The sequence below is a fragment of the Oryzifoliimicrobium ureilyticum genome, from assembly GCF_037199735.1.
Lineage (GTDB): Bacteria > Pseudomonadota > Alphaproteobacteria > Rhizobiales > Rhizobiaceae > Rhizobium > Rhizobium ureilyticus.
The window spans coordinates 175,614-199,541 of the sequence record NZ_JBBBVQ010000004.1 but is presented as its reverse complement, the minus strand read 5'-3'; the positions used below and the strand labels follow the sequence as shown (position 1 = coordinate 199,541).

General features: G+C 57.0%; 25 protein-coding genes. 8 read left to right on the top strand and 17 right to left on the bottom strand.

Annotation, left to right across the window (positions count from 1 at the left end; genetic code table 11):
* Positions 1-85: 85 nt before the first annotated feature.
* The 6 genes from VQ830_RS08220 to VQ830_RS08195 all read right to left on the bottom strand — a co-directional run bounded on the left by VQ830_RS08220 (position 86) and on the right by VQ830_RS08195 (position 5,700).
* Positions 86-1,207, bottom strand: coding sequence for a branched-chain amino acid ABC transporter substrate-binding protein (locus VQ830_RS08220; protein WP_337267599.1), 1,122 nt, complete (start codon positions 1,205-1,207; stop codon positions 86-88).
* A gap of 219 nt (positions 1,208-1,426) precedes the next feature.
* Positions 1,427-1,780 carry a DUF6867 family protein gene (locus VQ830_RS08215; protein ID WP_337267598.1) on the bottom strand — a complete coding sequence of 118 codons (354 nt, stop codon included), beginning with the start codon at positions 1,778-1,780 and terminating at the stop codon, positions 1,427-1,429.
* Positions 1,781-1,798: 18 nt separating this feature from the next.
* Positions 1,799-2,527 carry an ABC transporter ATP-binding protein gene (locus tag VQ830_RS08210; protein WP_337267597.1) on the bottom strand — a complete coding sequence of 243 codons (729 nt, stop codon included), beginning with the start codon at positions 2,525-2,527 and terminating at the stop codon, positions 1,799-1,801.
* Complete coding sequence (locus tag VQ830_RS08205; RefSeq protein ID WP_337267596.1) at positions 2,527-3,402, bottom strand: ABC transporter ATP-binding protein; 876 nt, start codon at positions 3,400-3,402, stop codon at positions 2,527-2,529. The genes VQ830_RS08210 and VQ830_RS08205 overlap by 1 nt, the downstream gene beginning before the upstream one ends.
* Positions 3,402-4,793 carry a high-affinity branched-chain amino acid ABC transporter permease LivM gene (gene livM / locus VQ830_RS08200; RefSeq protein ID WP_337267595.1) on the bottom strand — a complete coding sequence of 464 codons (1,392 nt, stop codon included), beginning with the start codon at positions 4,791-4,793 and terminating at the stop codon, positions 3,402-3,404. Before livM ends, VQ830_RS08205 begins: the two co-directional genes overlap by 1 nt.
* A gap of 4 nt (positions 4,794-4,797) precedes the next feature.
* Entirely contained in the window at positions 4,798-5,700 is a 903-nt protein-coding gene (locus tag VQ830_RS08195; RefSeq protein WP_337267594.1) for a branched-chain amino acid ABC transporter permease, read from the bottom strand.
* A 571-nt stretch (positions 5,701-6,271) separates the two neighbouring features.
* On the opposite strand from VQ830_RS08195, the gene cysQ reads away from it, so the two are divergent.
* A complete protein-coding gene (gene cysQ, locus VQ830_RS08190) occupies positions 6,272-7,045 on the top strand; it encodes a 3'(2'),5'-bisphosphate nucleotidase CysQ (RefSeq protein WP_337267593.1) in 774 nt (257 codons plus the stop codon).
* 49 nt (positions 7,046-7,094) lie between these two features.
* Here cysQ and VQ830_RS08185 read toward each other — a convergent pair whose 3' ends face one another.
* The gene (locus tag VQ830_RS08185; protein ID WP_337267592.1) at positions 7,095-7,820 is read right to left on the bottom strand and encodes a helix-turn-helix transcriptional regulator; all 726 of its coding nucleotides are present in this window, start codon (positions 7,818-7,820) and stop codon (positions 7,095-7,097) included.
* Positions 7,821-8,142: 322 nt separating this feature from the next.
* Between VQ830_RS08185 and sciP the strand changes: the two genes are divergently transcribed.
* The gene (gene sciP, locus VQ830_RS08180; protein ID WP_337267591.1) at positions 8,143-8,418 is read left to right on the top strand and encodes a CtrA inhibitor SciP; all 276 of its coding nucleotides are present in this window, start codon (positions 8,143-8,145) and stop codon (positions 8,416-8,418) included.
* Between the two features lie 8 nt (positions 8,419-8,426).
* On the opposite strand, the gene VQ830_RS08175 is transcribed toward sciP, so the two are convergent.
* Together VQ830_RS08175 and VQ830_RS08170 are read right to left on the bottom strand one after the other, a co-directional pair.
* A complete protein-coding gene (locus VQ830_RS08175) occupies positions 8,427-8,918 on the bottom strand; it encodes a paraquat-inducible protein A (protein ID WP_337267590.1) in 492 nt (163 codons plus the stop codon).
* A gap of 508 nt (positions 8,919-9,426) precedes the next feature.
* Positions 9,427-9,777, bottom strand: a complete 351-nt coding sequence (locus tag VQ830_RS08170) for a flagellar export protein FliJ (RefSeq protein WP_337267589.1) — start codon at positions 9,775-9,777, stop codon at positions 9,427-9,429.
* Between the two features lie 553 nt (positions 9,778-10,330).
* Between VQ830_RS08170 and ctrA the strand changes: the two genes are divergently transcribed.
* Positions 10,331-11,032, top strand: a complete 702-nt coding sequence (gene ctrA, locus VQ830_RS08165) for a response regulator transcription factor CtrA (RefSeq protein WP_337267588.1) — start codon at positions 10,331-10,333, stop codon at positions 11,030-11,032.
* A gap of 374 nt (positions 11,033-11,406) precedes the next feature.
* On the opposite strand, the gene VQ830_RS08160 is transcribed toward ctrA, so the two are convergent.
* Both VQ830_RS08160 and chpT read right to left on the bottom strand, forming a co-directional pair.
* On the bottom strand, positions 11,407-11,772 hold the full coding sequence (locus VQ830_RS08160) for a response regulator (protein WP_337267587.1): 366 nt from the start codon (positions 11,770-11,772) through the stop codon (positions 11,407-11,409).
* Positions 11,773-11,935: 163 nt separating this feature from the next.
* Entirely contained in the window at positions 11,936-12,586 is a 651-nt protein-coding gene (gene chpT, locus VQ830_RS08155; protein WP_337267586.1) for a histidine phosphotransferase ChpT, read from the bottom strand.
* Between the two features lie 189 nt (positions 12,587-12,775).
* On the opposite strand from chpT, the gene VQ830_RS08150 reads away from it, so the two are divergent.
* Together VQ830_RS08150 and VQ830_RS08145 are read left to right on the top strand one after the other, a co-directional pair.
* Positions 12,776-13,372 carry a DUF1134 domain-containing protein gene (locus VQ830_RS08150; protein ID WP_337267585.1) on the top strand — a complete coding sequence of 199 codons (597 nt, stop codon included), beginning with the start codon at positions 12,776-12,778 and terminating at the stop codon, positions 13,370-13,372.
* Positions 13,373-13,655: 283 nt separating this feature from the next.
* Positions 13,656-14,636 (top strand): coiled-coil domain-containing protein, encoded by a 981-nt coding sequence (locus tag VQ830_RS08145; protein WP_337267584.1) that lies wholly within the window; start codon positions 13,656-13,658, stop codon positions 14,634-14,636.
* 82 nt (positions 14,637-14,718) lie between these two features.
* Here VQ830_RS08145 and VQ830_RS08140 read toward each other — a convergent pair whose 3' ends face one another.
* The 3 genes from VQ830_RS08140 to VQ830_RS08130 form a co-directional block, all read right to left on the bottom strand.
* Positions 14,719-15,228, bottom strand: coding sequence for a metal-dependent hydrolase (locus VQ830_RS08140; protein ID WP_337267583.1), 510 nt, complete (start codon positions 15,226-15,228; stop codon positions 14,719-14,721).
* A 168-nt stretch (positions 15,229-15,396) separates the two neighbouring features.
* The gene (locus tag VQ830_RS08135; protein WP_337267582.1) at positions 15,397-16,206 is read right to left on the bottom strand and encodes a TrmH family RNA methyltransferase; all 810 of its coding nucleotides are present in this window, start codon (positions 16,204-16,206) and stop codon (positions 15,397-15,399) included.
* Positions 16,207-16,211: 5 nt separating this feature from the next.
* A complete protein-coding gene (locus tag VQ830_RS08130; RefSeq protein WP_337267581.1) occupies positions 16,212-16,601 on the bottom strand; it encodes a hypothetical protein in 390 nt (129 codons plus the stop codon).
* A 42-nt stretch (positions 16,602-16,643) separates the two neighbouring features.
* Here VQ830_RS08130 and VQ830_RS08125 point away from each other — a divergent pair, with 42 nt between their 5' ends.
* The 3 genes from VQ830_RS08125 to VQ830_RS08115 all read left to right on the top strand — a co-directional run bounded on the left by VQ830_RS08125 (position 16,644) and on the right by VQ830_RS08115 (position 19,267).
* Positions 16,644-17,669 carry an RluA family pseudouridine synthase gene (locus tag VQ830_RS08125; protein ID WP_337267580.1) on the top strand — a complete coding sequence of 342 codons (1,026 nt, stop codon included), beginning with the start codon at positions 16,644-16,646 and terminating at the stop codon, positions 17,667-17,669.
* A 256-nt stretch (positions 17,670-17,925) separates the two neighbouring features.
* Positions 17,926-18,834 carry an RNA polymerase sigma factor RpoH gene (gene rpoH, locus VQ830_RS08120; RefSeq protein ID WP_337267579.1) on the top strand — a complete coding sequence of 303 codons (909 nt, stop codon included), beginning with the start codon at positions 17,926-17,928 and terminating at the stop codon, positions 18,832-18,834.
* A gap of 124 nt (positions 18,835-18,958) precedes the next feature.
* Positions 18,959-19,267 carry a DUF8220 family protein gene (locus VQ830_RS08115; protein WP_337267578.1) on the top strand — a complete coding sequence of 103 codons (309 nt, stop codon included), beginning with the start codon at positions 18,959-18,961 and terminating at the stop codon, positions 19,265-19,267.
* 68 nt (positions 19,268-19,335) lie between these two features.
* Here the strand turns inward: VQ830_RS08115 and VQ830_RS08110 are convergent, their stop codons facing one another.
* The 3 genes from VQ830_RS08110 to VQ830_RS08100 all read right to left on the bottom strand — a co-directional run bounded on the left by VQ830_RS08110 (position 19,336) and on the right by VQ830_RS08100 (position 23,927).
* The gene (locus VQ830_RS08110) at positions 19,336-19,782 is read right to left on the bottom strand and encodes a hypothetical protein (protein WP_337267577.1); all 447 of its coding nucleotides are present in this window, start codon (positions 19,780-19,782) and stop codon (positions 19,336-19,338) included.
* 151 nt (positions 19,783-19,933) lie between these two features.
* Positions 19,934-22,564: a hypothetical protein gene (locus tag VQ830_RS08105; RefSeq protein WP_337267576.1), complete on the bottom strand. Its 2,631-nt coding sequence runs from the start codon at positions 22,562-22,564 to the stop codon at positions 19,934-19,936.
* A 64-nt stretch (positions 22,565-22,628) separates the two neighbouring features.
* A complete protein-coding gene (locus VQ830_RS08100; protein WP_337267575.1) occupies positions 22,629-23,927 on the bottom strand; it encodes an adenylosuccinate synthase in 1,299 nt (432 codons plus the stop codon).
* Position 23,928: the final 1 nt, after the last annotated feature.

The window sequence follows — 23,928 nt, the reverse complement described above, 5'->3', positions numbered from 1 at the left end:
TCTTCGCCTCAAAAGAAAACCGCCCGTGACTGATCACGAGCGGTCTTTCGTCAGCTTTTCGCCGAAAAGGATCGGCGAGAAATGCTTAGGATTCCTTCGGCACGTAGGTGTACTTGCCGTCAGCGCCCTTCTTCCAGATGTACATGACGTAACCTGGGATCTTCGGATCGCCCTTCGCGTCGAACGACATATCGCCGAGAACGGTCGGGAACGGACCCTTTTCCTTCATTGCCTTGGCAACTGCTTCCGGATCGGCCGAGCCGGCTGCCTTGGCAGCGCCTGCGATCGACTGAACAGCAGCGTAGGAATAGAGCGTGTAAGCTTCAGGATTGAAGCCGGCAGCCTTGAACTTTGCAACCAGATCCTTGTTGGCAGGGTTCAGCGTCGGATCGGGACCGAAGGTGTTCAGCGTGCCTTCGACAGCGTCACCGGCAATCGAAGCCAGTTCGTTCGAAACGATACCATCGCCTGAAACCAGCGTCGCCTTCAGGCCCTGGTCCTTTGCCTGACGGATGATCAGACCAGCTTCCGTGTGCAGGCCGCCCCAGTAGATGATCGAAACGCCAGCCTGCTTCATCTTCGCGATGAGCGCGGAGAAATCCTTGTCGCCGACGTTAACGCCTTCGTACATGACTTCCTTGACGCCGTCAGCGTTCAGGGCCTTCTTGGTTTCGTCTGCCAGACCCTGGCCGTAAGGCGTCTTGTCATGGATGACAGCGATCTTGGCATCCTTGAAGTTGTCGGCAAGATACTTGCCGGCGACAGCGCCCTGCTGGTCGTCACGGCCGCAGGTGCGGAACGTGTTCCACAAGCCGCGCTCGGTGAAGGTCGGGTTCGTTGCAGCTGGCGTAATTTCCAGGATGCCGTTTTCGGCATAAACTTCCGAAGCCGGAATGGAAACGCCCGAGTTGAAGTGGCCGACCACGAACTTGACGCCGTCAGCGGCAAACTTGTTGGCAACCGAAATACCCTGCTTCGGGTCGGACACGTCGTCGCCGAGCTCGATCTTGACCTGCTCGCCATTGATGCCGCCGGCAGCATTGATATCGGCAACAGCCTGCTCTGCGCCCTTTTGGAGCTGTGCACCGAAAGCTGCGTTCGGACCTGTCAGAGGTCCGGCGACACCGATGAGGATGTCAGCCTTTGCAACCCCGCTGAAAGCGACAAGCGCCGTCAGGGCCACAGCCGACAGAAGAGACTTCTTCATCCGATTACTCCCAATCAAATAAGGGGGGTTCTGTAGGAGACCCGGCGCATCCCCACCATGCTGCGCCGAGAAAGCTGTTCCACTCTTTCGAGCAAGGCGCAAACAAGTTCGTTTGCGCTCTGCTTATTATTATGCTTGCCCTGCATGTACTTTATGCAATGACCGCAATGATTGTCAGGCTGGCCTGATGGGCAATTCATGCCCGTTTTCAGCAGCCTGTCAATGTTTCTCCTTCCAGGAGAAAGGCGAACTTTTTTCATAGAGCCAATAGTAATTGCTGGTCATCTGCGTGGTCCGCCGATAGCGGAAACCGGCAGTCGAAAAGACCAGCAAGGTTACAAAGTCGAGCCCGTAGAAAAAGCCGTCGAGGATTGGCCCTTCGAAAAGCGCATAGTGCAGAAACTGCATGGCCCCAGCCAGCAGCAATGTATAGACGACGGCCAGGGGGTAGTTGCTCCAGCCCTCGGCTACGGCCTTGCCGGCACGCCACGCCGTCCAGAATCCGAGCAAAACAACCAAAGCGCGGATCACCAGGTGAACGCCCGCATCTTGCTCTACAAAAAGTCCTTGCATGAAATCTTCCTCCCGTTCCTAGTGCCGACCGCCTTCAAGATAGGCGGCGCGCACTTCCGGGTTGGCCAGAAGTTCGCGGCCCGAGCCGCTCATGGTGACCTTGCCGTTGACCATGACATAAGCGCGGTGCGACAGCTTGAGCGCAGCAAAAGCGTTTTGCTCGACGAGAAAGACCGTCAGGCCCTCTTCCTCGTTCAGCTTCTTGATCGCATCGAAAATGCCCTTGACGATCAGCGGCGCCAATCCGAGCGACGGCTCATCGAGCAGCAGGAGCTTGGGACGCGCCATCAGCGCACGGCCGATAGATAGCATTTGCTGTTCGCCGCCGGAGAGCGTTCCGCCACGCTGCGTCTGACGCTCCTTCAAACGCGGGAACATTGCAAAGACCTTCTCGACGTCCTGATGGAAATATCTCAGGTTATCGAGACCGGCGCCCATCTGAAGATTTTCCAGAACCGTCATGCGCGGAAAAATACGCCGCCCTTCCGGGGACTGGGCAATGCGCAGCCGTGCAATCTCGTGCGTCGGCATCTTGGTGATATCGCGGCCTTCGAAGATGACAGATCCGACGCGCGCCTGCGGGCTGCCGCAGATCGTCATCATCAACGTCGATTTGCCTGCGCCGTTCGCACCGATCAAGCTGACGATTTCGCCGCGACGCACATCAACGTCGACGCCTGCCAAGGCGCGGATATTGCCGTAATAGGTCTCGACGCCCTTGACCTCAAGAATAGGTTCGCCTGCCATTATCGTGCATCCCCTTCGAGGTGCTCGACGCTCGCGATGACCTCTTCCACTTCCTCGTCTTCTACGCCGAGATAGGCAGCGATGACTTTGGGATCGTTTTTCACTTCTTCCGGCGTGCCGTCCGAAATCTTCTTGCCATATTCGAGAACGATGACGTGGTCGGAGATTTCCATCACCACCGACATGTCATGCTCGATCAGGAGGATCGATGTGCCGGTATCGGCGCGAATGCCTCTCAGCAGCGCGTTGAGCGCCGCCGATTCCTTGGGATTGAGGCCGGCTGCCGGCTCGTCGAGACATAGGAGTTCCGGACCGGTGCACATCGCGCGAGCAATCTCCAGGCGGCGCTGCGCACCATATGGCAGATCGCCGGCCGGATCGTCGGCGCGATCGATAAGATCTGCCTTTTCAAGCCAATAGCGGGCAAGTTCGATTGCCGCCGCGGCTTCGCGCTTATAGGGGCCGATGTTGAGAAGTCCGAGGATCGTATAGCCGGACGCCTTCATCAGCTTGTTGTGCTGTGCGACCAGCAGATTTTCCAGAACGGTAAGGCCAGAGAACAGACGGATGTTCTGGAAGGTTCTTGCGACCTTGGCCTCACGGGTAATGCGGAAATCGGGCAACCGCTCCAGCAGATGGGTTTTGCCATCACGCTGGGTCATCGTGATCATTCCCATCGTCGGCTTGTAAAAGCCGGTGATGCAGTTGAACACGGTGGTCTTTCCCGCGCCGTTCGGGCCAATCAGCGCTGTAATTTCGCCGCGACGACACTCAAACGAAAAATCGTTGATGGCCATCAAGCCGCCGAAGCGCATGGAAAGATGTTCGACCTTCAAAAGCGTGTCGCCGGCCGAAGAGGTGGAAACGGGGGTCATCAACCGTGGCCCTCCTTGGTAAAGCTTCCGGAGACTGCCTTGCGCTCTTTGAGGAAGGCGGTGGGTGCGCGTGAGCCGACGAAACCGCGCGGCTTGAACAGCATGACAATAACCATGGCAAGGCCGAAGAGCAGCATGCGGTAAAGCTCTGGCGTAAAGTCTGGCCCGAAGACGACCTTCAGGAAGCTCATTTCACGCAGCACTTCCGTACCGCCCACCATGACCACGGCAGCGATCGCAATGCCGGTCAGCGAACCCATGCCGCCTAGAACGACGATCGCCAGAATGACGGCAGATTCCAGGAACACGAAAGATTCAGGTGACACGAAGCCTTGACGTGCCGCGAAGAAGGAGCCGGCAAAGCCGCCAAACATGGCGCCCGTCGAAAAAGCGGTCAGCTTTGTCGTCACGGTGTTGATACCGAGTGAGCGGCAGGCGATTTCATCCTCACGCAAGGCTTCCCAAGCGCGGCCGATCGGCATGCTGCGCAGGCGGATCGTCACATAGGCGGTCAGCATGCAGAGCAAAAGAATGAGATAGAAGAGGAAGATCTTGTAGTAAGCGCCCGAAATCGGCAGGCCGAAGGTCTTGGCAAAGCCGCCAGCGCTTGCATCGAACGGAAGACCGAAGAAGGTCGCCTTTGGAATGCTGGAGATCCCGAACGTGCCCTTGGTGACATCGGTCCAGTTGATCAGAACGAGACGGATGATTTCACCGAAAGCCAGCGTGACGATGGCCAGATAATCGCCCCGAAGACGCAAGACCGGGAAACCGAGGACCATGCCCCAAAGCGCTGCAAAGATGCCGGACATCGGCAAGAGCAGCCAGAAGGAAAGGCCGAAATGGCTGGACAGCAGCGCATAGGAATAAGCGCCGACCGCGTAGAATGCGACATAGCCAAGATCGAGCAAACCGGCGAGACCGACGACGATGTTCAGTCCCCAGGCAAGCATCACGTAGATCAGGATCTGGATGCCGAAATTGTCGACCCACTTCAATGAGCCCTGCGGGCCAAGGAAATAGAGGATCGCCAAGGGATAAAGGATCATGAAGACGAGAGCGATTTTCAGAAAGTGCTTATGAAAGAAGCCCTTCTTCGTCGAAATCTCCAGCTCGCCTGCCTTTGCCTTTTCCAGCTTGCGCCTGTTGATGTGCGGCTGGATGAAGACGATCGTTACGAAGCGTGCGACAGCCGCAATGATAACGAAGATCGCGAGCAAGCCCCAACGCTGAACGATGATAAGCTCGTTGTTGATGTTCTGGTCGGTTTTCAAGCCGACATAAAGAACGAACAGACCAAGTGCGATGAGGCCGGTGAAGACACCTTCCACGAGGCCGCGACGGACAAGTCCGGAAAAAGACTTGTCAGCTGACATGTCATGATTTGCCATGTGGTTAAACCTTCTCGACTTCCGGCCGCCCAAGAATACCTGTCGGCTTGAAGATCAGCACGAAAGCCAGGATCGCGAAGGTCGCGACGTCTTTATAGGCGATGGAGAAGTAAGCCGACCAGAGCGACTCGATAAGACCGATCAGAAGACCGCCAAGAACTGCTCCCGGCAGAGAACCGATGCCGCCGAGAACGGCAGCCGTGAAGGCCTTCACACCCGGCACGAAACCATCTGCGAAAGACACGACGCCGTAATACATCAGGAACATCGTACCTGCGACGGCAGCCAGTGCCGCGCCCATTATGAAGGTGATCGAAATCGTGCGGTCCACATTGACGCCCAGCAGAGCTGCCATCTTACGATCCTGCTCGGTGGCGCGCTGCGCGCGGCCGAGCGACGTATGATTGACGAGATACCAGAAGGCGACAAGCAGGACGACCGTGATCGCAATAATGATGATCTGCTTCAGCGAAACCGAAATGCCAAGAATGGAATAAACGGAATTGACGAGCGGCGGAATCGGCTTGTTGCGCGGGCCCTGCGTCACCTGAATGAAGTTCGACAGCGTAATCGACATGCCGATGGCCGTGATCAGCGGCGCAAGGCGGAATGAACCGCGCAGGGGCCGGTAGGCGATCCGCTCGATCGACCAGTTCCACAAGCTTGTCATCAGCATGGCCACGACCAGCATCGCAAGCAGCAGAACCGCTACCGGAAGACCGGCAAAGATCGACGTCAAGACCAGGAAAACAATCAAGGCTGCAAAGCCGCCCAGCATGAAGATATCGCCGTGGGCGAAGTTGATCATGCCGATAATGCCGTAGACCATCGTATATCCGATAGCCACCAAACCATAAATTGATCCGAGAGTCAGCCCGTTGAAGAGCTGCTGGACAAAATACTCCATCTACCAAGTCCCCTGGATACGGTTGATTGAACGTATCTCTTGTTTTTGGAGTCAAGCTCCGTTGTTCGAGCGGATTCCATACCGTTTTGCCCACAAAAGTGAAGCATAATTTTTAAGCAGCGCAAACTTCTCAACTGTTTTGGCGCAAATGCCGCTTTTATAACCAAAAGGATGCGGGATTCAGCGAAAATCATTTTGTTTTGCCGCTTTGATAGGTGATATCACCGATTTGTTACGGGCCTTCGCAACTCCGGACGCCAGTGCGACACCATGAAATGGATCACGTAAAACTGACTGTCCCTCCGGTCGGCTCTTAAGGGCGGCAATGATAAGATAAATATGTCGCTGCACCTGAGATCTTCGGCAGATTGTGCGCGCTGAATTCAAGAGGCTTTACGATGATGCAGGAGATCTTCTACACTCCTATATAAGGCTACGATGCTTTAGCTTGGTCAAGCGACGTTGCGACGGATCAATATAAAGTGACATCGGCGCATTCGGTCGCATCGGGTACGTCCGCAGCGATTGGTCTTGTGCGATACATTTTACCGAAAGGCTTTACCGCACCTTCATGCTTGAGATCTTCGAGAAAGCTGCCCTCGCCGCCGGCGAGACAATCATGATGGTGTACAATGCCGGCTGCACGGTAGCGCTGAAGGCAGACCGCAGCCCTGTAACTGTTGCCGATGAGAAAGCCGAAGCAATCATACTCGCGCATCTTGCCGCGGCCTTCCCCGAGATTCCGGTCATTGCAGAAGAGGCGATGGCTGCGGGACACAAGCCGAAGGTCAAAGACGCTTTCTTCCTTGTCGATCCCTTGGACGGGACCCGGGAATTCATCGAGGGACGGCGCGAGTTCACGGTCAACATCGCCTATATCGAACATGGCACACCGACGGCCGGCATTGTCTATGCCCCTGCGCTCGGCGTTGCCTATGTCGGTGATAAAAGCGGCGCGGCAAAACTCGATATCGACAGCAATTTTAAAGTCCGCGAACGCCTGGCGATTACAACGCGCGCGTCGCCTACCGAGAAGATAGCGCTTGCCAGCCGCTGCCATGACAGTCCGCAAACCTCAGATTTCCTGATGCGTGAAGGCATCACACATTGCACGAATATCGGCTCATCGCTGAAATTCTGCCTGTTGGCCGAAGGCAAGGCGGACATCTACCCGCGCTTCACGCGCACCATGGAATGGGACACAGCGGCCGGGGATGCCGTCTTGCGCGCCGCTGGCGGGATGACCTTGACATGGGAAGGCCTTCCCTTGCGCTACGGCAAGCTAGGTCAACATGACGGTGACTTCAGTAATGGTGGCTTTGTTTGTTCCGGTCGCGGGAACTGAACGCCGACTGAACGCGCGCTCTTGGGCTGGCACAGCTGTTGTCAGCGCTTCAGATCAGCCGATGCCTCACCGCCTGCGCGACAGCCTGCATGCGGTTAGACGCATTTAATTTCCGCATGGCGCTTTTCATGTAACCGACGACAGTATGTGGCGATAGACTGAGAATAATGGCGATCTCATCACTGCTTTTGCCAGAGGCGGTCCAACGAAGGCATTCCACCTCCCGCCGGCTGAGCGGCTCGGCAAAAGCCGGTTCTCGTGCCTGCGTATTGACGACGTGGTCAAGGAGTTCCATGCAAGCAAAGACGAGCGCCTCGCTCTCCGCTCGCTCCAACGCCGGGCGCATACCGGAAAACGCGAACAAATATTGGCTTAGCTGCGCATCATGCAGCGAGAGGCCGGCCGTACGGCGCAGCCCATGCGAGATAAACAGGGCCTCGACCCGCTTTTCCCGACCTGGGACACTGACGCAAAAACTGTCCTCATTAAAGAAGACTGGCATGATCGTGCGCTTCAGGGATGTAACAATCCGGCTCACTGGGAAGATTTCGCTTTTGTCGTAGATCTGTTGAAGCGGCTGCGGCCAATTGGTTAGCATACAGTTCAGCAGGAAGCCGGTTTTATGGTCCACGGGAAAACGTGACATCACAAAATAGCTGTAGCCAAAACGCCGCGTCATGGCTGCCAGGCTTGCCTGCGTATCCTCGCTACCGGCCTTTGCATCCAGCCGATTGCCGACGCCTACACCATGGTCGAGGTTGACATGATCCGTCATCTTGTCCGTGTCCAACAGCAAGTGATAGCGCAACGCTCGAACGGCGGTAAGGTTGCAGCTCCTGGAAGTTGAAGGCCTCAGCTCTGGTATCGCAACTTGCCCAAAAAATTCACCACCTAATCAAGAAAACTTTCCCCATTGCGCCCGATTTTTGAAGACCACTAAACGCAAAAGGGCTGGCTTTGCCGAAAAACACTATTTTTGACTGCTTTTTAGCGTCGTTCCGGTTCAAATCTTATCAAACTGTTACGATGCATTTAGGCAATTCTTAAATCTGCCGCGCTAAGGTTGGTCGTGGTCTTGAGTAGTGTAGAGAGTCCCAATGACCGAAATGGTACGACCCCGAGTTAAATATGTCATCGGTCCCGATGGCAGCCCCTTGACGATCGCGGATCTTCCGCCGCCGAATACGCGGCGCTGGGTTATCCGTCGAAAGGCAGAGGTTGTTGCAGCGGTTCGCGGCGGGCTGTTGAGCTTGGAAGAAGCGTGTGAACGCTATACGTTAACTGTGGAAGAATTCCTATCGTGGCAGTCGTCCATCTCCAGCCATGGGCTGGCCGGCCTGCGTACGACCCGCATTCAGCAGTATCGTCATTAATAATAGTGTCACTTATTGAGCTTCCGGCTTTCTTCACGCTCCGAAAGAGCGTGAAGGAGGCCGGAATTTATTGAAGATACGGCATAGAACCACAGTCCCGGTTGTGTGAATGCGCTGGCAAATCCGCTCGTTTTCGCCGCTACAATCACCAATGCCACGATCAATACGTCCATCATCGACCACTTCGACAGTACCGGTACGATCCTGCGGCTGATGAATTGCTGACCGGGATTTCTGACCGCCAAGGCTTCGGCTGCAAGAAACAGGATCTTCAGCGCCGGCAGAATAACAGACACCAAGCCGATCACCGCCGCCAGAAGAACATCCCCTCCCCGCCAAAGCGCCGCTACAATTTCCAAAAGCGAAGACTGCTCATCGAAGAAGTAGAGCCGCTCGAAACGCATGAGCGGCAAGACAAGCCCCAATGCCAGGCAAAAAGGCGTTGCCACAATAAGAATGGCTTGAGCGACAGGGACTAGGGTCGATCCTGGCTTTTGCATTCGGTGCCTGTTCCATTGCCGGTCATGCAACGAACTATACACGAAAGCAGATCAAGGCCACCCTCACCGAGGGCTTGCTATATCGAAATCGAAAAGCCAACTTGATGGCGCTTCACCCACTAGTGAGTGAAATTCAGACAACGCATATGTTGCGATGAAGCATGATTCGATCAGACCAGCGAGGGGCAAGAGGCGAACTGCGGGGCGCTCGAGGCGCTGTTTGACGGGCTGGGCCCCTTCAGGCACCGTTCGAAGCGCTTTTATCCGGCCGAGTTGCAATTATGCAACTTGAACGTTTGACGCTCGAAGAAATTGCCCTTGCGCCCTCTCAAAAGCTCCAATTAGCTATGCGCTAAAGATCGGATCCAGGCCAAAATTCCATCGCCGACTTAGGCTCAAAACGACACATCGATCTTTCAAAACTTGGCGCTTGCGAGACAAACGCCAAAAGCCATGCAAGGCGGGTCCGAGCGCCCGTCCTGCATGGCTTTTCGACCGGAGTAGCCGATCAGGCGCGTGCGCGCGCGCCGCTATCGCGTTCTTCGAGGGCAGCGGCGCGCTGATAATCGGCCTCCACATCCTCGAGATTTTGTTCCAAAGCATTCTGCTGAACCCTCAGTTCCCGAATGGAAACCTGAAGATTATCAGCCCTCTGACGAGCAGCCTTGGCGAAGGTCGGATAGGCGAAGTGATTGGGATCATTGATCCCTGACTTCTTTTCCTCGACGATGATCTGGTTTTCCAGCTCCTTCGTCATCCGCTCGAATTCCGAAACCATTGACTGCAATTGCTGCAGTTGACGACGTTTTTCGTTCACCTGAAACTCTTTGAGGCGAACGAGGCTCTCACGCGACTTCATACGCATTACTCCAGTGATGCGAGATCCCGGGCTCCAGGCCACGAATTCGACGCAAGCCGCAAAAGGCCTACCGTCAGCATCATGCCCCGGTCTTAAAATGCCGAAAGAAATGATGAGTCGCCTCTTGATTTTGCGCCATCGCTTCCCCTCGACATGCCCACGCCTCGCTTTGACACGTGCGTCCCGAAAAATATCAGCCGATATTAATAAAAACCTACCGGCGGTAACCTTTCGTTTACGGGCATCGTTAATGATAAGCCCGATGACTTAAGGCTCGGTAAACATCAGAAATTGACCAGGCAAACCACGTCATTCGTGAGTCGAATGAATCGATTAGCGAGGAATCCTAATGTGTTAGATCAGACTCAACGCCCCAAAATTTCCCTTACAAAACAACGTAATGGAAAAAATGCTTAATGAATCCATTACGACTTGCCAGAGTGAATCAGAATTTGTTAACCATTTCGTGGCAACTTCCAAATCACCAGTGGCATTCAGTATCGCGTAGGGGAAGAAGCGGGAAGACCTTTCGGCGGCGGTAAAGGGGATAATGATGCGGGTACTACTTATTGAAGACGACAGCGCGACAGCGCAGAGCATCGAATTGATGCTCAAATCTGAAAGTTTTAACGTCTACACCACCGATTTGGGTGAAGAAGGCGTCGATCTCGGCAAGCTCTATGATTACGACATCATTTTGCTCGACCTGAACCTTCCTGACATGTCCGGCTACGAGGTGCTTCGGACATTGCGTCTGTCGAAGGTCAAGACGCCGATCCTGATCCTGTCGGGCATGGCTGGCATCGAGGACAAGGTCCGCGGTCTCGGCTTCGGTGCTGACGATTACATGACCAAGCCGTTCCACAAGGACGAGCTCGTTGCCCGTATCCATGCGATCGTTCGCCGCTCCAAGGGTCATGCGCAATCGGTCATCATCACCGGCGAACTGGTTGTAAACCTCGACGCGAAGACCGTTGAAGTCGGCGGCCAGCGGGTTCACCTGACCGGCAAAGAATACCAGATGCTGGAACTGCTTTCCCTGCGCAAGGGCACGACCCTTACCAAGGAAATGTTCCTCAACCACCTTTATGGCGGTATGGACGAGCCGGAACTGAAAATCATCGACGTGTTCATCTGCAAGCTGCGCAAAAAGCTTGCCAATGCCGCTGGTGGTGCGAACTACATCGAGACCGTTTGGGGTCGCGGTTATGTCCTGCGCGAGCCGGATGGCTCTGAATACGCGGAAATCGCCTGAAGCTAGGTTTGCTGAAGGCGCAACTAGTTAACGGCGAGCCATCGCCGCGTTGTTGCGCCTTTCCTCGCACTGTTTGCCGTGCCGCGAGAAGACTGAGCCGTCGTAGCCTATTAAATCCCGCCGTACTGGCGGGATTTTTTTATGCCTCCCTGCCCTAATCTGCTCCATCACCCGTACGACGCACCAGCCAAGGATGATCCGTCATTTCCGCAAACGCGCGTTGTTATTTCCGATGATGAAAAGGCACCGACCACAGGGGACAGCGATTTCAAGTTGATTGCCCGAAAAGCCGGATGGCTTATCCGAACAGCACAAAGCTATTCACTGCGCCGCTTCGGGCGGAGCTGACTTGAAGACAGAAAGATCAAAGAAGCTCAGGCTGCCGCGACCGAGCGCTTGCCAAAAACCGCCGTGAGGATCTTACGGTCGAATGGCTTGAGCAGGAAGTCCGTTGCGCCGGCACGCTTGCCTGCCATCAGCTTGCGCAAATCGGCTTCGATCACGCAGTAGTAGATTTTCACGGCCTTCCCGTCGTCGAGCGCCCGGATCGATGAAATGAGGTCGAGAGCGCCCGGCATGGCGGAATCGACCACCATGTAATCGGGCATATCGACCTTGCAGCGTGACAAGGTCTCTTCGGCGGATGCCGCTTCGGTGACAACGAAATCGAGTTCCGACAGAATGCGGCGTCCGACCTTGCGAACCACATCCGATGCATCGGCAATCATAAATTTCTGCACCATAACCTCCACAACCCACCCATACGCGTCGGTCGAAGCAACATAAGATGTGCTCTGCAAAGGAGGCTTGATCCGGAAAGGGCTCAGGCTTTTGCAAGAGTGCTTGCGCGACAACGGTCAGGATAAGGAAGGACGGCTAAAAATTCGTTACCGACCGACGAGATCAGGCCTCAGCGATCACCTCGGCGGTAAAGACAATTTCTTCGCCCAACGTCTCATACGAAATCTTCATGCCTGCCTCTTCGGCCAGCAAGATCGTGTAATAGGGCTGAATCGAATGGGCATCGATCGCTTCTTCCAGATGGCCGTTCATGAGTTCCATGAACTTCGGCGGGACGCGCAGCATTCTGCCCTTGGCAACGATGCTGAACTTCGCCTCGCCATCTGGATTTTCGAGAGTAACATCCAGCGAGCCGCCGCGCGGGATGGCGGACGATGCCACCAGGAACAGGTTAAGGAGGAGCTTAACCCGGTTCTTGGCAATGATGGCGCGCGGTCCGCTCCAGCTGATTTCGGTTTTCTTTTCGGCGGCGGCGAAGTCGCGCACGGCCCTTTCGGCTTCGCCCGTGTCGATCGACGCACCGACCGATCCCGAGGCGCCAAAAGCCAGACGCGCAAACTTCAATCGCACGGAAGCATTGAGTGCGCTGGTCCGAATAAGGTCCATGGCGTCGGCATCCGCGCCACCTTCATCGAGAAGTTCAAGACCGTTGTTGATGGCGCCGACCGGCGAAATGACGTCATGGCAGACGCGGCTGCACAACAGAGCGGCCAAGTCAGGGCCGGACAGCGTAAGATTCGGGTTCTGCGGCATCATATTCTCCTGAAGGCAGCCGGTTTAGTGGCCCGATAGCACAAGTGCAACGAATGCACGAGCGGAGGTTCATCCTGCGCCATAATGACACCATATTTGGTAAACCATCTGTTAAGACGATGCGCGCAAGATGCAATAACCTGCCACCTGCGGCAGGCACGTGACCGACCATGATGAACGGATGACAAGATGCGCATTCATTTCCACGGACGAATGGCACGCCTCGGCGTCCTGCTGGCCACGCTGGCCCTGTTCGTTGCCTCGACCGCCTCTCAAGAAGCCTTCGCACAACGGGCCAACGACAGCCAGTACACGATGCAGGAAATCGTCGATACGGGCAACTCCTTCTTTGGCCAGACCAGCGGCGGCCTTGCCAAGGTCGTCGAGACGGCATTCAACCGCTATGGCCTGCCCAATGGCTATATTCTCGGCCAAGAGGGCTCTGGAGCCTTCATCGCCGGTTTGACCTATGGCGAAGGCCAGATGAATACCAAGAATGCGGGTGAACATCCGCTTTATTGGCAGGGTCCCTCGCTCGGCCTTGATGCTGGCGGCCAGGGAACGCGCGTGATGATGCTGGTCTACAATCTGCCTTCAACAGAATCGATCTATACCCGCTTTGGCGGTGTCAGCGGCCAGGCTTTCGTCGTTGCCGGGGTCGGCATGACGCTGCTTAAGAACAACGACGTGCTCGTCGTGCCGATTCGTACCGGCGTCGGTGCACGGCTTGGATTGAATGTCGGCTATCTCAAAATCACGCGTCAGCCGACATGGAACCCGTTCTGACGTCGGCGGAAAAATTTCCTGCCATGATCCGACAAAGGGGATCATGATGGCGCTCTGGAAGCAGAACTACATCCAGCCTCGCGAAATACGGGGGTCCGCCGCGCATTTGGGGCGGGCTTCCAGCGGACACGCATTTGCCTGAAGTGACAGCATCAAGCCCGGCGAAATTGACTTCGGTTTAAGGGTTGGTGGTATAGGATGCTTCCGGCGATGCTGCACCGCCCGTGCACAGATGTAATGTGCAGTAATCTGAACTTAGCCTGATGAAGTCGGTGGCCCTATAGTGATTGAGTATGCTCTCCTTTTCGGACTGGGCTTCCTGACAGCAGCCTTCCTGGTGTTTCTGATGGCACCAGCCGTTCACCGCCGCGTGGTCTGGTATACGGAAAAGCGGATGATCGCGACGATGCCGCTCAGCCCGCAGGAAGTACGCGCCCAAAAAGATATGGTCCGGGCACTTTATGCGGCTGAAAACGCCCGTACGGCGCAGGAATTGGCACGGGAACGCGAAAAAGCGCTTGGGCTGCAGATTGAGCGCGACAAACTCGCGAAAGAGGCAAGCCGTCTCACCGCAGAGACCGGGATGCTGGAAGCTCAGATTGCGTCGATGAGCCTTGATGCTGCCGAGCTGCGCTCGCAGATCCGCGCCAACGAGAATCGAATTGCCCAATTGCGGGCAAGCCTTGAAGATCATGAAGAACTGACGGCGAAAGCGGAAAATGCTCTTGAGCCGCTCAAGGAAGAGATCAAAAAGCTGACGGCTGAGATCGCGACCATGAAGTTCGACCTGTCGTCGCGCGATAGTAAGATCACCAAGCTTTCGGCGGAAAACAGGGCGCTGCGAAAGGAGCAGGAGCTCCTCGAGCAGTCGACCGCAGGGCCGGAGCATCACCCAGCTGTCAGCCACCAACCGGCGCCCGAAGTCGAAGAGCCCGAAAAGATCGAGTCTGCCATGAAAAACCCCGAGACCGCGGAACTACAGCAGGAGAGTGCCACGGTGAATGCGGCGCTTGCCGAGGATCTGCGCGCGCGCGCAACAGCACTATCAGAAAAGCTTTCGCAGGCCGCTCAGAACGGCGTCGACGACGAAACGCTGCGAACGGAAATTGCCGATGTCGCCGCCCGCCTCGTGGCCATGACGGCACAGCGCGAGGGAAAAACATCGCCGATCCTGCCGCTACTGGAAAACCTGCCTCCTGTCGAAAAAGATAAGCGGACAAGTCTCGCCCAAAGAGCGGCCGAACTTCTCTCAACAGCAAAATGATAGCTGCTTCCAACGCTGAAGACTTCATAACCGTGTCTTGAGATTGTGGCTCGCGCTGACGTCGCGGCGCAGTCTCAGCCGATCAGCTTGGACCAGAGGGTTCGCCCACCTGTCGGTGTCTGTGGCGATCCATCAGGAAGAAGGCCAGAGCCACGGCGCAAATGGTGAGTTCCAGCAGAAACGTCCAGTGCAGCATAAAGCTGATGATCCAGTGGCTATAGTTTGCCGGTACCTCCACCATCTGAAAAGCTCGCGATGAAAAAGGCGCGAGCCAGAACAGCGGTGCGGCCACCGTATCCATCACCATGTGCAGCAAGGTTGCGAAGAAGAAGATAAAGCCCGCGGGAAGCCAGCGACGGTCGATGCCGGCGATGAGCGCAAGTGTGATCGCCGCCAGCACAAGCCAGAACAGCGGCCAGTGCATGAAGAAGGCGTGATGGTGAATGCGACTGTTGAAGAGGTAGAAATAAAAGATATCCAGGTCGGGAACGATGCTGCCGATCATGGCAGCCGGCACCATGCCAGGCGCCGAGGTGCGGCCTTTGGCAAATCGACCGACAATGAAGCCTGCGGGAAGATGGGCGATCAGCATGAAGGTCCCTAACTGCTCGGCAGCAGCCTTTTGGTCTGAAAAAGCATGGAAAGCTAACGCTGACTGGTTTCTACAGCGCTAAATAGTAAAGACGGTGGGCATTGCCTTAGCACTTGAGAAGCCCGAAATTCAACCAGAGCGTAAAAGCCCATCAAACGGAACATCTAATCAGATGCGCTTCATCAGAGACGACAGAGCATAAAGTGCAATGCCGGTTGCGGTAGCGACATTAAGACTGTCGAGACCGGGTGCCTGTGGAATGCGCGCGCTCATGAAACCTGCAAGAAGCTCGGCCGGCAGTCCCTCACCTTCTGTGCCGACGACCAGCGCCACACGCTCGGATCCGCCAATAGACCTGATATCCGTCTCACCCTGCGGCGAAAGCGCCCAGATATTAAACCCATCCTTTGAAAGCTGAGACAAAAGATCGAGCGCCGTCCCGCCACGCTTCCAGGAAAGGCTTAGCACCGAGCCGACGGACACGCGCAGCGATTTGCGATAAAGCGGATCGCAGCAGGTTTCGTCGAGCAGCACGGCATCGGCCCCAAAAGCAGCCGCATTGCGGAACATCGAGCCGATATTATCGTGGTTGGAGATGCCGCAGCCGACCAGGACCAGCGCTCGCTTCGGCCAGTCCATCGATAAGTCCTGCTCGACATGTTTGCCAAGCGCCAGCACGCCGCGGTGCAGGTTAAAGCCGACAATGGCGTCGAGAACATCCGCCTCCGCAACATAGACCGGAACCTGCTCGGGCAGGAGCTCGAGGATAGGCTCAAGGCCGGCAAGCCGGCTTTTCAGGATCAGAAGCTTTTCAGCGACAAAACGACCGCGTGCATGTGCCTGCGCTAGCATGCGAACCACTACACTCCCCTCAGCAATAAATCTCTGCTGGCGACCTGTCAGATCGCGTTCGCGGATATTGCGGAACTCCTGAATGCGCGCATCGTCGGCATCCTCTATGCTGATAGGCAAGGCCACGCCGGTCAGCCGGCGGTTACGGTCACATCCGCGACCATGCGTCCTGCGGCGATATCAAAGACCAGCGCCTTTTTGACGCCCTGCGCGGTCACACCGTAGAAAAGGATCTGGCCGCCCGAGAAGGACGTCGATTGCAGGACGAAGCCTGCTGGCAGCGCGGCCGTGGCGCTCACGGGCGCATCGGAAGGAACAAGCCCGCTTTGCGCGCTCGGCGTGCGCGCGGGAGCCGGCACGCGCATCGTCTTATAGACAACGGCGCCGAAGACAGCCATAAGGCTCACAAACATGATGATGCCGGAGACAATCTGCAACCGCACCATTTTGCGGCGGACACGCTCCATGGCCGGATCAAGGGGCTTGTCCTCCAGCTCGTTATCCGGATCGATTTTCGTCATCGGTTGCGTCCCAATCTTGTGTACCGTCGGAGAATTAGCGTCTTGAGCGACCCCTTTAAACAAGCAGCCGGCATTAGGAAAGTCCTGACAGCCGGTGAAGATGCCGAAGGCCGTCTCGATGCCTGGATCACCGCGAACCTTGGAGAAGAGTTTTCTCGTAGCCGTATCAAGGCTTTGATCAAGGATGGCCAGTTGACCGTCAATGGGCAGCCTGTCATCGACCCGCAAAAGAAGGTTCGCGCCGGAGACCAGATAGAAGTCCTGCTGCCCGAGCCCGAAGACCCTACGCCGAAAGGCGAAGACATCCCTCTTGACGTTCTCTTCGAGGATTCGGACGTCATCGTCATTTCCAAGCCGTCGGGTCTTGTGGTCCATCCGGCTGCCGGCAACTGGACGGGCACACTGGTCAATGCGCTCATCCATCATTGCGGCGACAGTTTATCGGGAATTGGCGGCGTGCGCCGTCCCGGCATCGTGCACCGGCTCGATAAGGACACCACCGGTGTCATGGTCGTCGCCAAGAACGACATTGCGCATCGGCATCTGTCGTTGCAATTCGCCGACCACGGACGCACCATGCCACTGGAGCGCGCCTATCAGGCTGTCGTCTGGGGACGTCCTCGCTCGCTTGCTGGAACCATCGATGCCCCGCTCGGAAGAGCCGTGGGCGATCGCACCCGCCGCGCCGTCAAACGGCAGGAGGACAACAATGCCGATGAAGCCATCACGCATTATCAGGTACTGGAGCGCTTCCACGAGTCGCCCGATGCAACGGCGCTGGCCTCACTGGTAGAATGCCGCCTGGAAACGGGTCGCACGCATCAGATCCGCGTGCATATGGCCCATATCGGCCACCCATTGCTCGGCGACATCACCTATGGCGCCGGCTACAAGACAAAGGCCAACCTTCTGCCCGATTCCGCCAGAAAAATCGTCAGCGGCTTCGGCCGTCAGGCTCTTCACGCCTTCATGCTGCAATTCGAACACCCGACGTCCGGTGACATCATGCATTTCGAAGCATCGATGCCCGAAGATATGCAGGAACTGGTTAGCGCGTTACGACGTTAGAAAACCGAGATGAAAATTCGCGTGGCTTTTTCGTTGAGTAATCTCGCAAGCAAACCATTGAAGCGGCTATGGTCTTTGGCGCGTGTCAGTCGTTTTCCCCGTGGCTTCACAAGGCTTGGGTCAGCATCTTGAACCTTGTGAAGAGCGTTCTTATCTCTAGCTAGAACGAGTGCGGGCTAAAAGCCGCACGGGTCCGGTTTGCTGATAACGCGAAGGCGCGCTGCACGGAACCGGAAGACAGAAGGAGGGTGCATTTATGGCCCGGAATACATTACCGACAATCACGTCCGGCGAAGGCGGGCTCAACCGCTATCTGGATGAAATCCGCAAGTTCCCCATGCTGGAACCGCAGGAAGAATATATGCTTGCCAAGCGATATGCCGAACACGGCGATCGCGATGCCGCACATAAGCTGGTAACCAGCCATCTTCGTCTCGTTGCAAAAATTGCAATGGGCTATCGCGGCTATGGGCTGCCGATCGGCGAAGTCGTCTCTGAAGGCAATGTTGGTCTGATGCAGGCGGTAAAGAAGTTCGATCCTGAACGCGGCTTTCGTCTGGCGACCTACGCCATGTGGTGGATCAAGGCTGCGATCCAGGAATATATCCTGCGATCCTGGTCTCTGGTGAAGATGGGCACAACGGCTAACCAGAAACGCCTGTTCTTCAACCTGCGCCGCCTCAAAGGCCGCATCCAGGCAATCGACGAGGGTGACCTGAAGCCGGAACACGTATCCGAAATCGCCACGAAGTTGAATGTTTCGGAGGAGGAAGTCGTTTCGATGAACCGTCGCCTTTCAGGCGATGCGTCGCTGAACGCTCCAATCCGGGCTGCAGAGGGCGAATCCGGCCAGTGGCAGGATTGGTTGGTGGACGATCACGAAAGCCAGGAAGCCGTTCTCATCGAACAGGACGAGCTCGAAAGCCGGCGCAACATGCTGGCGAGAGCGATGGGCGTGTTGAACGACCGCGAACGTCGAATTTTCGAAGCACGCCGCTTGGCTGAAGAGCCTGTGACGCTGGAGGATCTGTCGTCGGAGTTCGACATTAGCCGCGAGCGTGTCCGCCAGATCGAGGTCCGTGCCTTTGAAAAGGTTCAGGATGCTGTGCGCAAGGACGCTCTCGACCGTGCCAAAGCTCTTCGCGTCGTGGAAGCAACGGCCTGATCCAGCCCTGATCTAAAAAGATTATCTTGATGACAGCGCGGCGCCTTCCGGCGACCGCGCTGATCTTTTAGGTTTGCCTGGATGCTCTTTACGCATGAGATGTCCACAAACCGAGCAGGACAGAATGAAAAACATCATGGTTATCGATGGCGCAGACAACTGCGCTTATGACGTCTTTCAGGCGACGGAGGAGGAGTTTCGCTCCATATTTCCGGCAAACGACCAGGACGTCGCTTTTGCCGAGGAGCTTGGCGATCGAGAGGAAGGATTTCTTATAGAGATCTACCAACGGCCTCTTCATAAAACGAAGGTCCAAGGCCTGCATGGAATGCTCTTTGTCGGCTGCAGCCACAAGAAGATCTTCTATCCCAACCGGCGGGATTCCGATCTCGATGGCCGAGGCCGGCCGTTTCTAAGCGCCGATCTCTTGTAGCTCGAACACTTCGCTGATGGGAAAGCCCTTCTTTCGCGAAAATGACAAGCGGTCGGCTGAGCTTATCTTCATCCTGATTGCTGAGCTTCGCCCATAAGCGTTTGCTCTATTTTGACGTGATCTGCAAAGAACGAGATTTGTCCGCCATAGCTGCAGGCGATCGTGGAGAGAACGCCTGCAGGGGAGATGGCCTCCAGGCGCTTCCGTTCTGATCCAAACTCACTCTTTCCAATCTGACCCTGAAAGAGGTGCTGCCAGCCGAGATCTGGTTGATCGCCCGGCGCGGGACCATCAGGCGCATGACGCCACAACCAGATCGTATCGATGATCGTACCTTCCCAAAGCGCCTCGATGTTGAGCCGGCGCACCCCATCGGCTTGAAATCGTGACAACAGATTGCCGTTTCTGAAGCGAAGTAAAAGGCGATGGGCATCAATGTCGTAACTGAAAAACGAAAGGTTGCTGTCATGCACGCCGGAAAGGCGCAACCGGCCAATGCCATCGACCTGCCACATGCTCTCCAAACCCCTCCTCACGTAAATTGCATCGCGGTTTCGAGCCGGTTACCAGCCTACGCGTTTCTAGCAGATGCTTGACAGGACAACTGTCAAAAGAAAAGCCCGCAAACCGGAAGCCTGCGGGCTGGAATTCGTCAAAGAAACAAGCTTACTGGCTGCGGACAGCGTCACCCATGGCCTGCCACTGCGGCATGACGGTGTCGAAGGCCTGTTTGCCGCTTGCACCCTTCTGGAACGTCAACAACGCGCGTCGACCGTTACGATAGACGATGGGAAGATCAATCCAGTCGCGGCTGGCCAGAAGCGAAAGATTGCGTGCTTTTGCGTCCGGCTCTGCGTTAAGCGCGAGCATGTAATAGTCATCAGTGATTTTGGCCCAGCCGGTATTCAGGGCTTCGCCTCTATCCTGCTCAGTCGTCTTCATGCTGATACGCTGAACGCTATCGACCCCACCGCCTTCGAAAGTTTTCGGCAGTGAGAAGACAACCTCGATCATATGGCTCGCTTTAAATTCGGGGTCGGAGTTCCGCTTGAACGTCACAAGCGCTGTCAACTCGCGTCCGGGGACGGAAATCGAAGCCTGGATCGTGGGTTCCTGACGGCCGTTCTCGCCAGCTTCGCTTTGCACCGACCAGGTCACGGAACCAGGAATTGCCGTCGGCGACGGCTGGCCGACAACCTCCTCATAAAGGAACAATCGTTCAGCGCCGGCAGGCGGCACATTGGAAGCTGCCTGATCGGCGGCGGGGGGCGCGGCATTGGCTGCTTGAGCCTGTGCCGGCGTGGACGCGGTTGCCGTCGGCGCTCCCGAACCAGCCGTATCGGCACGCTGCGGTGCCTGATCTGCCGATGCAACCGTGCGCTCAGCGACCGACTTGCCTTCGGCAGTCGGAGGATTGCTGACGGTACCAGGACCGCTATCAATCTCTGTGCCATCGGACATCAGGCGCTGCGTAAACTTGTTATCCACCAACGACGGGTCGTGCTGTGTGCTCGGCTGGGCGGAATTGCTGGAATTGCCGCCATCGGTCGTTGCCGCAGGCTGTGGCGTATTGCTCGCCGGCTGGCTGTTGCCGGAAGAGGCATCTTGCGATGCAGGCGGCGTGGTGGTTGCGGGGGGCGTCGTTTCGCTATCGGTGCGGGTCGGGATCGAGCGCACGAGCCCGGTCAGCATCGCCGTCACCTGCTCGCGCTTGACCCAAGCGGCATAACCGCCACCGGCCACGACGACGACAAGAAGCAACAGGACAAGGATAGGAACAATCCGCTTCTTGCGCTTCGGTTCGACACGGATCGCTCTGTTTTGGCCTTTGGAGGCGACGAGCGATTCAAGATCGTCGCGACCGTCGCCATCACCGTCCTCCTCGGCGACAACACCGCGGCGGTCGTAGTCGCGTAACGCGGACGCTTCGCTCCAGCCAGCGCCGGGCTCGGTCGCATCGCGAATATCCGACAGGATGTCGTCATCCTGGAAATGAGCGGGGGCCGCGCTCTTGCGTGTAGAGTCGATGGGCGGCAGGTCGTCAAACGCAGCAGCTTCCCAGGAGAAGGCCTCCGTTGTCGGCATCTTCTTCGCCTGCGGGGAAGCGGCAGGTGCGACCTCTAACTTCGGAGCCTCGTCTACAGGCTTGGATGCCGCGCGCCCTGGGGCGGAAGGCTCGATGACGCCAGAGAGAAGCCGAAGTTCCTCTTCCGCCCAATCCATCGCCTCGCCCTTTATGGCGTGTGCTGGTGGCTGGACAGGCTCAGGGGTCGCTACCGGTTCGTTCCAAACAGGCTCGAAATGGCCGGGAACTTCTGCTTCCGGAGGCGGGGTGAAGGCAGCAACTTGAGGCTGAACCTCGTGCTGACCGTGTCGCTCTTCGGCAGGATGCTGCGGCTCTTCGGGCGCCGCAAAAACCGGCTGCTCCTCAGCGGTCGGTTCGGCATGAACTGGCGTCGGATCGGCCGGCAACCAGGCCGGAGGCTCTGTCGGAGAAGGGGCCGCAGGCGGTGCAGGAATGGTCCTTGCAGCCGGCGCCGGCGTATCGCGCCACAGCGCTTCGATCTCCTCGATCTCGTCCAGCATGGTTTTTTCGCCGACCGGGCGTGGTGGCGCAGCGGGCTGTACCGCAGGCTGTTGCGGCTCCGGCGCGACCGGCTCGGGCTCCGGTTCGACCTGCGGCGGCACCACAGGAACGGGCTCTTCATGCTGAGGCAGAACGTCGTGCTCGGGCGCGGCGTAAAGAACCTCTGGCGCTTCACCCGGCACGGGCTCCCCGACCGGCTGCTCAGCGGCAGGGTGCGATACCTCGGGCTCCACGGGGGAAACCGGCTCATCAGCAAAGCTTGGCTGCGAATAAGCAACCGGCTCTAGCTCTGGCTCTGGGAGGTTCTGTGGTGCTTCGGCCGGCGTCAAAAATGCCGGCGGCGCAGGCGTAATTGGCTCAGGCTCTGGCGTAGTGGGTGCGGCCGGCTCTTCACGAGGCGCATCATAGGCTTCGACCGGCGTCGGAGCAGGCTCCTGCGGCACCTCCGCCAAAGGTGGAATGCTCGTCTCGGTGACAGGTGCCTCTTCAGCGGGCAAGGCCTCGGCATATTCGGAGTCGACCTCGCGGATCGCGGCCTCAAGCTTTTCCAACTGCCGCTGAAGCATGGCTTCCGGCGGCCGAGGCTTCATATTCTCAAGCTGACGCTGCACGGCGCTGCGAGCACGCTCATACACCTTGGCCCGCATTTCGGGTGTATTTTCAGCAAGGCCGTCGACGGCCCGCCGGATAACTGCGATAAAATCCGCCATTCGCACTTTCTCGAACAGGTTCGGACGCCATCAGCGTCCGACCAGTTATTAATGGAGCGTGACCTTAATCCTCAAAAGGATCGGTCACAAGTATGGTGTCGTCGCGCTCCGGACTTGTCGACAGAAGCGCAACCGGCGCGCCGATCAACTCCTCGACCTGACGAACGTATTTAATGGCCTGCGCCGGAAGGTCTGCCCACTTGCGCGCGCCGACCGTCGATTCTTTCCAGCCTTCCAATGTGACATAAATAGGCTCGACACGGGCCTGTGCACCCTGGCTGGCAGGAAGATGGTCGATTTCTTTGCCGTCGAGCCGGTAGCCGACGCAGATTTTCAGCTCATCCAGGCCATCGAGAACGTCAAGCTTGGTGAGCGCAATGCCGGTAATGCCATTGGTGGCAACCGATTGGCGAACCAGAGCCGCATCGAACCAGCCGCAGCGACGCTTACGGCCAGTGACCGTGCCGAATTCATGGCCTCGCTCGCCAAGGAACTGGCCGATCTCATCCGTCAGCTCTGTCGGGAAAGGCCCCTCGCCGACGCGCGTCGTATAGGCCTTGGTAATTCCGAGAATGTAACCGAGCGTTCCCGGCCCCATGCCCGACCCTGCCGAAGCCTGTCCAGCCACCGTGTTGGAAGAGGTGACGAAGGGATAGGTCCCGTGGTCGATATCGAGCAGAGAGCCCTGCGCACCTTCAAATAGGATCCGCTTGCCCGCGCGCCGCTCGCGGTCGAGCAGTTCCCAAACCGTATCGCGGAACGGCAGCACCTTATCGGCGATCGAGGTGAGTTCTTCCATGATCGCCTGATGCGCTATTTCCTGAACGCCAAGTCCTCGGCGCAGTGCATTGTGATGCGTCAGCAGCCTATCGACCTTGCCTCCCAGGGTGTCGAGATCGGCAAGATCCATGAAGCGGATCGCACGGCGACCAACCTTGTCTTCATAGGCAGGGCCGATACCGCGACGCGTCGTGCCGATCTTGGTGCCGGAATTGGAGGCCGCATCCTCACGCATGCCATCGAGTTCGCGATGCAGGGACAGGATCAGCGTTGCATTATCGGCAATGCGCAGGTTGTCGGGCGTAACCTTGACGCCCTGAGCTTCCAAACGGCCGATTTCGGCGATCAAAGCATGCGGATCGACCACGACGCCGTTGCCGATGACGGCAAGCTTGCCGGGACGAACGACGCCCGAGGGCAAAAGCGAGAGCTTGTAGCTGGTGCCATCGATGACGAGCGTATGGCCGGCGTTATGACCGCCCTGGTAGCGCACAACGATATCCGCGCGCTCAGAAAGCCAATCAACGATCTTGCCCTTTCCTTCGTCGCCCCATTGGGAGCCGACAACCACTACATTCGTCATT